General features: G+C 71.1%; 8 protein-coding genes and 2 pseudogenes. 4 read left to right on the top strand and 6 right to left on the bottom strand.

Translation table 11 applies throughout. The features are described 5' to 3' along the window. The 5 genes and pseudogenes from N4P33_RS28985 to N4P33_RS28965 form a co-directional block, all read right to left on the bottom strand. Positions 1-372 (bottom strand): annotated as a pseudogene (locus N4P33_RS28985) (pyruvate formate lyase family protein); the annotation flags it as partial. Between the two features lies 1 nt (position 373). Continuing rightward, positions 374-959: pseudogene (locus N4P33_RS28980) on the bottom strand (universal stress protein); the annotation flags it as partial. Positions 960-964: 5 nt separating this feature from the next. Next, complete coding sequence (locus N4P33_RS28975; protein WP_260829838.1) at positions 965-1,987, bottom strand: zinc-dependent alcohol dehydrogenase; 1,023 nt, start codon at positions 1,985-1,987, stop codon at positions 965-967. Between the two features lie 25 nt (positions 1,988-2,012). Continuing rightward, positions 2,013-2,957 carry a universal stress protein gene (locus N4P33_RS28970; RefSeq protein WP_260829836.1) on the bottom strand — a complete coding sequence of 315 codons (945 nt, stop codon included), beginning with the start codon at positions 2,955-2,957 and terminating at the stop codon, positions 2,013-2,015. A gap of 1,095 nt (positions 2,958-4,052) precedes the next feature. Then, the gene (locus N4P33_RS28965) at positions 4,053-4,658 is read right to left on the bottom strand and encodes a metal ABC transporter solute-binding protein, Zn/Mn family (protein ID WP_399030303.1); all 606 of its coding nucleotides are present in this window, start codon (positions 4,656-4,658) and stop codon (positions 4,053-4,055) included. Positions 4,659-4,923: 265 nt separating this feature from the next. Between N4P33_RS28965 and rpmF the strand changes: the two genes are divergently transcribed. The 4 genes from rpmF (at position 4,924) to N4P33_RS28945 (ending at position 7,748) form a co-directional block, all read left to right on the top strand. Beyond that, positions 4,924-5,094, top strand: coding sequence for a 50S ribosomal protein L32 (gene rpmF, locus N4P33_RS28960; protein WP_260829835.1), 171 nt, complete (start codon positions 4,924-4,926; stop codon positions 5,092-5,094). Between the two features lie 6 nt (positions 5,095-5,100). After that, complete coding sequence (locus tag N4P33_RS28955; RefSeq protein ID WP_260829834.1) at positions 5,101-6,288, top strand: GTP-binding protein; 1,188 nt, start codon at positions 5,101-5,103, stop codon at positions 6,286-6,288. A 75-nt stretch (positions 6,289-6,363) separates the two neighbouring features. Further along, positions 6,364-7,191 carry a class I SAM-dependent methyltransferase gene (locus tag N4P33_RS28950; RefSeq protein WP_260829833.1) on the top strand — a complete coding sequence of 276 codons (828 nt, stop codon included), beginning with the start codon at positions 6,364-6,366 and terminating at the stop codon, positions 7,189-7,191. 65 nt (positions 7,192-7,256) lie between these two features. Further along, entirely contained in the window at positions 7,257-7,748 is a 492-nt protein-coding gene (locus N4P33_RS28945) for a Fur family transcriptional regulator (RefSeq protein ID WP_399030300.1), read from the top strand. Positions 7,749-7,945: 197 nt separating this feature from the next. Here the strand turns inward: N4P33_RS28945 and N4P33_RS28940 are convergent. Beyond that, positions 7,946-8,715 (bottom strand): ABC transporter ATP-binding protein (locus N4P33_RS28940; RefSeq protein ID WP_260829832.1); only part of this gene is annotated, 770 nt, incomplete at its 5' end.

The following is an 8,715-nucleotide window of genomic DNA, read 5'->3' as shown; positions in this document are numbered from 1 at the left end:
GCAGAACTCCTTGAAGCGGGACGGCAGTCGGGGCGACCACAGCACGGTCAGGTTGGGCTCGGGGGCCGGGCCCAGGTTGTAGAGAGTCTGCAGGAAGCGGAAGGAGGTGCGGGTGACGAGCGGCCGGTCGTCGGTGCCGATACCGCCGATGGACTCGGTCACCCAGGTCGGGTCACCGGAGAACAGGGTGTCGTACTCGGGGGTGCGCAGGAACCGTACGATCCGCAGCTTGATCACGAAGTCGTCGATCAGCTCCTGGGCGCGGGTCTCATCGATGAGCCCCTCGTCCAGATCGCGCTGGAGGTAGACGTCGAGGAAGGTGGAGGTGCGGCCCAGCGACATCGCGGCGCCGTTCTGCTCCTTCACCGCGGCCGGTGGTCTCGTGGGCGGGGCACCGCCAGGCCCGTACGGCGTCCAGGGGAACCCCGCGCCGCCGCGCCTCCTCGTAGGCGAAGCGCACGGCAGCCGAGTCCTTCGCCTCCTCCCCGACACCCAGAACGATGCGGCCGTGGGTCCCGGGCTCTGCCCGGTTGTCATGGCTGCCGCGCACCACGATCACCGGGCAGTGCGCGTGGGCGGCCACAGCCAGGCTGACGGAGCCCAGCAGCGCCTCGGCGAGGCCGCTACGGCCACGGGTTCCCACCACGACCGCGGCGGCGTGCCGTCCCTCCCGCAGCAGCACGTACTCAGGCTCCTCGGCCACGACCTCGGCGGACACCTCCACCTCCGGGCGACGTTCCCGCGCCCGCCGGGCGGCGATCTCCATGATGTCGGCGGCCCGGACCTTCTCTGACGGCTTGCCGAGCTCTGCGGCGAGCGCCTTGCCTTCGCCGCTGCCACAGCGAGGCGTACACCAGGCGCAACGGCAACCCCCGCAGAGCGGCCTCGTCGGACGCCCAGTCGACGGCCCGCAGGCTGGGCTCGGAGCCGTCCACGCCGACGACGATCGGCAGGTCCACCGCCCTCACCGTCCCGCACCGAGGTCGAACACGATCCGGGCCTTGACCTCGCCGCGCAGCACCTCGTCGATCGACTCGTTGACGGAGGCGAGCGGGCGGGTCTCGCAGATGACCTTCGTACGGCCGGCCGCGTGCAGTTGGAAGACCTCGGTGAGGTCCTGCCGGGTGCCGACGATCGAACCGATCACGCTCGTCCCGTTCAGGACGGTGTCGAAGATCGGGACCTGGACGGTGCCGTGCGCGGGCAGGGCGACCATGACGAGCTTGCCGCCGCGCCGCAGCCCGGAGTTGACCGCTGCGAAGGCACCCTCGTTCACCGCGAGGGCGATGGCAGCGTGCGCGCCGCCGTGCCGCTTCAGCGCTTCGCCCACATCGTGCTTGCGGGCGTCGAGGACGAGGTCGGCGCCCAGTTCGGCGGCGAGTTCGAGCTTCTCGTCGGTGACGTCGATGACGGCGACGGTGGCTCCGGCGATCTTCGCGTACTGCACGGCCAGGTGGCCGAGTCCGCCGATGCCGGAGATCGCCACCAGCTGGGTGGGCTTGACGTCGGCGACCTTGAGGGCCTTGTACGTGGTCACGCCCGCGCAGGTCAACGGGGCGGCGTCCACGGCGGTGACGCCCTGCGGCACCGGCTGGGCGAAGTCCGCCCAGGCCAGCATCTTCTCGGCGTACCCGCCGTCGCAGCCATACCCGGTGTTGATCTGCTGCTCGCACAGCGTCTCCCAGCCGGACAGGCAGTGCTCGCACCGCCCGCACGCCTTGCCCTGCCAGGGCACGGCGACCCGCTGCCCGACGGACAGGTGGGTGACACCGTCGCCGAGCTTTTCGACCAGGCCGACGCCCTCGTGGCCCGGCACGAACGGCGGGTTGGGCTTGACGGGCCAGTCGCCGTGGGCGGCGTGGATGTCGGTGTGGCACAGCCCGGAGGCCTCGACCCGGATACGGACCTGGCCGGGGCCGGGCTCGGGGTCGGGGCGCTCCTCGATCACCAGGGGCTCGCCGAAGGCTCGGACGACCGCCGCCTTCATGATGTCAACTCCTTCTGCTTATAGGTCAGTTGTGGGCAACGACCGCGACGGGGGCGGTGGCGTGGTGCAGGACCGCGTGAGCGACCGGTCCGATGTGGGCGCCGAACGGACTGCGCCGGATGCGGCGGCCGACGACGACCAGAGAGACCTCACGGGCCGCGTCGACCAGGTCGATCGACGGGCTCCCCGAACGGGACTCCTCGACGACCTCGACGTCCGGGTACTTCTGCCGCCAGGGACGCAGAGCCTCGGTGAGTTCGGCGGCCTTGTGCCGGGCGATCTCGTCGTGCAGGCCGAGGTCGGCGGACGGGCCGTAGATGTAGTACGGCGGCAGGTTCCAGCCGCGCACGGCCCGCAGGGCGGTTTCGCGGCGGGCGGCCGCCTCGAAGGCGAACTCGATGACGGAATCGTCGGGATTGTCGGTGTCGAGGCCGAGGAGGACGGGCCCGTACCGCGTGGCAGCCGACGGGATGCCCGCCGGGTCAGGCTCGTGCTCGTCGGCGGCCTGCTCACCGGCCCGGACCAGGATCACGGGCCGTTCAACGTGCGCGACGACGGACAGGCCGACGGAACCGACCATGAACCCGCCGATACCGCTCAGTCCGCGAGAGCCCAGGACGAGCACATCGGCGTCCTTCGCAGCCTGGGTGAGAACATCGGCGGGCCTGCCGCTGATCTGCTCCGTGGTCACCGTCACGCCGGGGTGCCGCAGCCTGAGACCCTCGGCCGCCTCGCGGGGAACCCTCCCCCAGCCTTCGGCCGGGGGGACCCCCATCTCGCTTCGCTCGGTCCAGTGCTGCTGCGTCTCGGCGCCGAGGAGCGGGGCCTGTGCCATCGGCTCGGGGACGGGCTCCCAGACGTGCACGATCTTCAACGGCAGGCCGCGCAGCTTTGCCTCGCGGGCCGCCCACTCCGCGGCGGCCCGGCTCTCGGGCGAGCCGTCGAGGCCCACGATGACGTTGCGGGACATGTTGTCCACCTCCTGAATCGGGGCTCCGATTCCATGCTCATGACGCAGGCGGTCGCCGTGCAGGGGCCGCAGGTCCCGCACAGGGACCGACAGGCCCCACCTGTTCGCGTGACATGCCGGCGCCCCGCCTTCCTCACCGACCGCGTCCCTGCGGTCCGACGCCAGGTACGAGTCGCCTCGCGGCGCACGGCGCGAAATTCCCCGCCGGGTCCGTCCTTTGGGTCACGAATCCTGCGGCAAGAGCCGGCGGCCTTGGCGGCTACTGCGTCCGGACCCGAGCGACCATCCGGGACGAACCGCTGACCGGGCCTGACGGGGACCCCGGGCTGGCCGCAAAGTGGCCTCCGGGGAGGTACCCGGGCAGAAAGAGAGGCGGAGAGGACCATCCGCTTCTCGCGGATCCTGATTGCGCGGTGAGCAGATGACGGCTGCTGCCCCGCGTCTGTTGGTGGTCCTTTCCGCCGGTTCCATACAACCGGCTTGCGCGCGACGGCCGTGAGGGCCGGGTGGGCCATGGGTGAGGTCCCACTGGCCCCTTACTCGCTGAGTGACAGCTGTGCGGCCATGACCGGCGAGAGCGCCGCGGCCGGGATACCGCACCGGCCGCCCCGGCTCACGGAAACCGGGGCGGCGGTTCCGGGTCGGTCAGCCGTCCCAGGTTTAGTCGGCGGCCTCGGGCAGGTCGGTGCCGTGAGCTCGGATGCAGTCGTGGTGGCGGTAGCGGGCGTCCTCCATCGACTGCCGACCGGTCCAGTCGTCTGATGTGGCCGGCAGGTCGATCGTGTCATCGGGATAGCCGGCGTCGATGCTCTCGGTGGAGAGGCTTGGCGAGGAAGCTCTTGTAAGCGGGGCCCTGGTCGCTCGCGTTCTTGCGCCACTTCACCTCGGCGCAGAACATCTGGCCGTCCCACTCGCCGCCCCGCATCGTCCCGCCGAGGTCGTACGAGAAGGGCCTCTCGTTCCCGTTCGGCCATCGCAAGGTGAGCTTCCGCGCCCACGCACCATCGATGTTGGTAGGACTGCGACACACGCATGGTGCCTTCAAGCCACCGCTTGACCCGCTGCACCGCCTCAGCGCCCTTGACGTGCTCTTCTTCACCCCCCGAGCATCTCCCGCAGGACCCGCGCGGAGACCTCGTCGCCCTCCTCGACGGCCTCGCTGAAGTCCGGCGGCGTCGCGTTCCGCAGCCCGCATGCCTCGACCATGTACAGCGGGACCGGTTCGGTGACGGCGACGGCGGTGCCCTCGTGGTCCTTGCTGATCCGCGCCTGCGTGGCCTGGACGGTCTCCAGGTCCTCCTGGAACTCGGTGGCGTTCTCACGGAAGGCGTCTGCGTCCGCCGGGGCGGCCTTCGCGAGGGCGTCGGCGACACGATCGGCCAGCCGGCTCATGGTGGGCATGTCGTACCAGACATGCTCGTTGATCTCACCGGCGCCGTCCGTGACCTTGCCGGACACCTCCACGGCGGTGATGACCTCGGCCGAGGGGTTGTTCGCGCCGCGCAGCATCTCGCCGATGAAGTCGTCGTAACCGCCGCCGTTCTCGACGACGATCTCCGCCCGGGACAGCTCCAGCTGGTTGCGCGTCTCCGCCTCGTACTTGTGGGGGTCCTGGGCGGGATCGCTGATGATCGAGACGACCTCCACCCGGTCCCCGCCGATGCGCTCGACGACGTCACCGTACACATTGGTCGAGGCCACCACCGGAACGGTGCCCGACGTGGGGGCCTCGCGGGCGGCGGAAGACGTCTCCGCGGCACCGCAGCCGCACAGCAGCATGAGCGGCCTTCCGCCGACGGAACCGAAACCGTTTCACATGCATTGTCCCCCTGCCCGCCCGGCCCTTCCACCGGAGCGGGCGGCGACGGCCGCGGCTTGCAGAGCCGAGGGGCCGGCCCCGACAGTCGTAATGAAATCCATTTTCATGTATCGTCTGCTGCGCTCACCGAACACACCGGAGGTCCTCATGGCCGTGCCCAAACGGAAGATGTCGCGCAGCAACACCCGGCACCGCCGCGCCCAATGGAAGGCCACGACGCCTCAGTTGGTGACGGTCACGGTGGACGGGGTTCCGTACCGCGTCCCGCAGCGGCTGGCCAGGGCGTACGAGCGCGGCCTGCTCCGCCCCGAGGACTGACACCGCATGACGCACGCCCCCTCGCCGCGCCTGCCCGTCACCGTCCTGTCGGGCTTCCTCGGCGCCGGCAAGACCACCCTGCTCAACCACGTCCTCGGCAACCGTGAGGGCCTGCGCGTCGCCGTCATCGTCAACGACATGAGCGAGGTCAACATCGACGCTGCCTTGGTGCGCGGCGGCGAAGCGGCACTGTCGCGCACCGAGGAACGCCTGGTCGAGATGACCAACGGATGCATCTGCTGCACCCTGCGCGACGACCTGCTGGAAGAAGTGGACCGGCTGGCGCGCGAGGGGCGCTTCGACTACCTCCTCATCGAGTCCTCCGGCATCTCCGAGCCCATGCCGGTGGCCGCCACCTTCGCCTTCGCCCGCGACGACGGCGCCACCCTCGGCGACCTGGCCCGCCTGGACACGATGGTCACGGTCGTGGACGCCGCCAACTTCCTGCCCGAGCTGGCCGGCGGCGACGAACTGGCCGAACGGGGCCTGGACCAGTACGAGGACGACGAACGCACGGTCAGCGACCTGCTGATGGACCAGATCGAGTTCGCCGACGTCATCGTCCTCAACAAGCTCGACCTCGTCGACGCCGAATCAGCCGACCGGCTCCGGGCCACCCTGGCCCGCCTCAATCCCGCCGCCCGCGTCGTGCCGGCCGTGCGGGGCCGCGTACCGGTCGGTGAACTCCTGGGGACAGGCCGCTTCGACCTGGACCGAGCGCAGCAGGCACCGGGCTGGGTCAGGGAACTCAACGGCGATCACGTGCCCGAGACGGAGGAGTACGGCATCTCCTCGACCGTCTTCCGCTCCGCGGCGCCCTTCCATCCCGGGCGGCTGTGGACGTTCGTGACGGAGACGCTGGACAGCGGAGCGCACGGGCAGGTCCTGCGGTCCAAGGGCTTCTTCACGCTGGCCAGCCGCCCCCACGTCACGGGACTGTGGTCCCAGGCGGGCTCGGTGGCACGCTTCGAACCCTCCGCCGCGCGTGACACCGACAGCCCGCACGCCCAGGAACTCGTCTTCATCGGAACCCACTTGAACGCGGAGTCCCTGCGGGCGGCTCTGGCCGGCTGTCTCATGCGGGAGGGTGAGGCTCCGCCCGCCGACGACCCCTTCCCCGCCTGGGACACCTACGGCTTCGACGAGAACTGCGCGCACGAGCACGACCCCCTCACCACCGTGCCGGGGCACTGAGACTCCGGGCCGGACGGTGGTCGCAGCCACGGCACCGTCCGGCCCGGTACACCGACTGCGACAGGGAGGCCCCTGATGAACCGGGAAAAGCCGCATCTGGGTGTGGTTCAGGAAACGCTCCTGATTCCGCTGTACGCGCGCGCGGTGGAGAACCGCAAGCAGTTCCCCCTGCTGCGTGACGCCCGTGCCGAGGAGATCGTCGCCGCGCTCGACTACGACTTCGCGCGCTTCGACGGCCTGCCCAGCCTCACCGGGGCACTGCTGCGCACCCGCCTGTTCGACCGGTGGGTGGCGGACTTCCTGTCCGAACACCCCGACGGCACCGTGGTCGAGATCGGCACCGGCCTGAACACACGCCACGAACGCCTCGACAACGGCCGCGCGAGGTGGTTCGAGATCGATCTGCCCGACGTGATCGCCCTGCGCCGGAACTTCTTCGCGGACACTCCACGACGGACCATGATCGCGGCCTCGGTGACGGACGAGGCATGGGCCGCGGAGGTGGCCTCGCCGGCCGCCGGGCCGTATCTGTTCGTCGCCGAAGCCGTGCTGCCCTACCTGCACGAACCGGAGGTCCGCCGAGTGGTCGGTCTTCTCTCCGAGCGCTTCCCGGGCTCGCTGCTGGCCCTCGACACCGCCGGCCCCGGCTTCTTCGACACCCAGGAACAGCACGACGCCCTCAGCAAGGTCGACGCCCGCATGCACTGGTACTGCCCCGACCCGGCCCGACTGGCCGACTGGCGGCCGGGCACGCGGGTACTGGCGTCGCACACGCTCACCACCCTTCCCGGACCCCTGGCCGCGGAACTCCCGGTTCCTTACCAGGAGATGCTGTCCGTGCTCGCCGCGCAGCGGCTCCCCCACGCCGAGGGCTACCGGCTCAACCTCCTGCGCCTTCCCTGACATCACGACCGGTCACGGAACCCACCGCACTCGCCCTGAATACGACTGACCCCGCCCCGTGGGAGGTGGGCGTCCTGCGCGACGCATCGGCAACGGCAGCACAGTCCTCGACGCACTGGCGCCCGACGCGGCAGCGGAAAGCCATTCTGCGTGCCCTGCACGAGCGCGCCGGCTTCACGTCCGCCCAGGAACTGCACGAGGCGCTCGAAGCCGACGGCATCACCATCGGCTTGACCACGGTGTACCGGACGCTCAGCGCCCTGGAACGCGCCGGACAGGTCGACGTGGTGCGGGAGAGGACCGGGCAACGGCTCTACCGCACCCGGCCCACCGACGGGCACCGCCACTACCTCGTCTGCCGCGACTGCGGCTTCAGCACAGCGGTGGAGGCGGAGGCGGTGGAACGCTGGGCGGAGTACGTGGCCGAGAGCACGGGATTCACCGATGTCGAGCACATCGTGGAACTGACCGGCGTCTGCGACCGCTGTCGCGTCACCGCGCCCGCGCAGGACTCGCCCGGGCCGCACGCCGAACGGCGCCTCACACCCGGCCGCTGACGCACGGGGGCACGAGACAGGGCCTGGCGGCCGCACCGCCTCCGGCGGCGAAGGCGGGCGGGCGGGCCGGGACGCATGCCCGCTTCCGCGGCCTGGGCGCCCCCCTCATGCGGTATGCGAGAGGTGTCGCGCTTGCCTTCCAGGGCTGCCGGCCCTCGTCGGCTCCCGCTCCTGAGGCCGGGTGGGGCGCCCCTTGCTCAGGAGGGAGTGGTGAGTACGCGGTTGAGTGCGCTACCGGGGTCGCCGGTGAGGTCCTCCCAGGTTCCCTCTTCCGTGATGCGGCCCTTCTCGAGGACGGCGATGCGGTCGGCACGGCGGATGGTGGCCGGCCGGTGGGCGATGACGATCGTGGTGCGGCCCTCCTCCCGCAGCGCAGCGGCGAGTTGGGCGTCGCCGGTGTTGTCCAGGTGGGCGGTGGACTCGTCGAGGACGAGGACCCGCGGGCCGGCCAGCAGCGCGCGGGCGAGGGCGATACGAGCCCGCTGGCCTCCCGAGAGCGTCGCGCCGCGCTCCCCGACAAGGGTGTCCATCGCGGCGATCCGGTCGACGCCGCACCGGCGAGCCGTAGCGGCGAGCAGGTCGTCGTCCGCTTCGGGTGCGGCGAGCCGCAGGTTCTCGGCGAGCGTGCCGTGGAAGAGGGGTGTCTCCTGTCCCACGAGGACGACCGCGCGCCGCAGTTCGGCATCGCTCACGTCCCGGACGTCCACGGGCTCGCCGTGGGCGGACACCAGCTGGACCGCTCCCTCGGAGGGGTCCCAGAACCGGGCCAGCAGGTGCGCGCAGGTCGACTTGCCGGCGCCCGAGACGCCGACCAGAGCGAGTGTCTGCCCCGGGGGGACGGTCAGGTCGACGCCGTCCAGCACGGGCTGTCCGCCGTAGTCGAACCGCACCCCTTCCAGCCGGACACCCAGCGGACCGGGCGGCAGGGGGCGGGGCGTGGCGGGCGGCGGGGCGAGGGCGGGGGCCT

It is taken from the genome of Streptomyces sp. 15-116A, from assembly GCF_025290915.1.
Classification (GTDB): domain Bacteria; phylum Actinomycetota; class Actinomycetes; order Streptomycetales; family Streptomycetaceae; genus Streptomyces.
This window is presented reverse-complemented; position numbering and strand designations above follow the sequence as displayed.

Bases quoted from the DNA above. Each gene is read 5' to 3' on its own strand.
- N4P33_RS28975 (WP_260829838.1), bottom strand. From the start codon at position 1,987: ATGAAGGCGGCGGTCGTCCGAGCCTTCGGCGAGCCCCTGGTGATCGAG.
- N4P33_RS28970 (WP_260829836.1), bottom strand. From the start codon at position 2,957: ATGTCCCGCAACGTCATCGTGGGCCTCGACGGCTCGCCCGAGAGCCGG.
- rpmF (WP_260829835.1), top strand. From the start codon at position 4,924: ATGGCCGTGCCCAAACGGAAGATGTCGCGCAGCAACACCCGGCACCGC.
- N4P33_RS28955 (WP_260829834.1), top strand. From the start codon at position 5,101: ATGACGCACGCCCCCTCGCCGCGCCTGCCCGTCACCGTCCTGTCGGGC.
- N4P33_RS28950 (WP_260829833.1), top strand. From the start codon at position 6,364: ATGAACCGGGAAAAGCCGCATCTGGGTGTGGTTCAGGAAACGCTCCTG.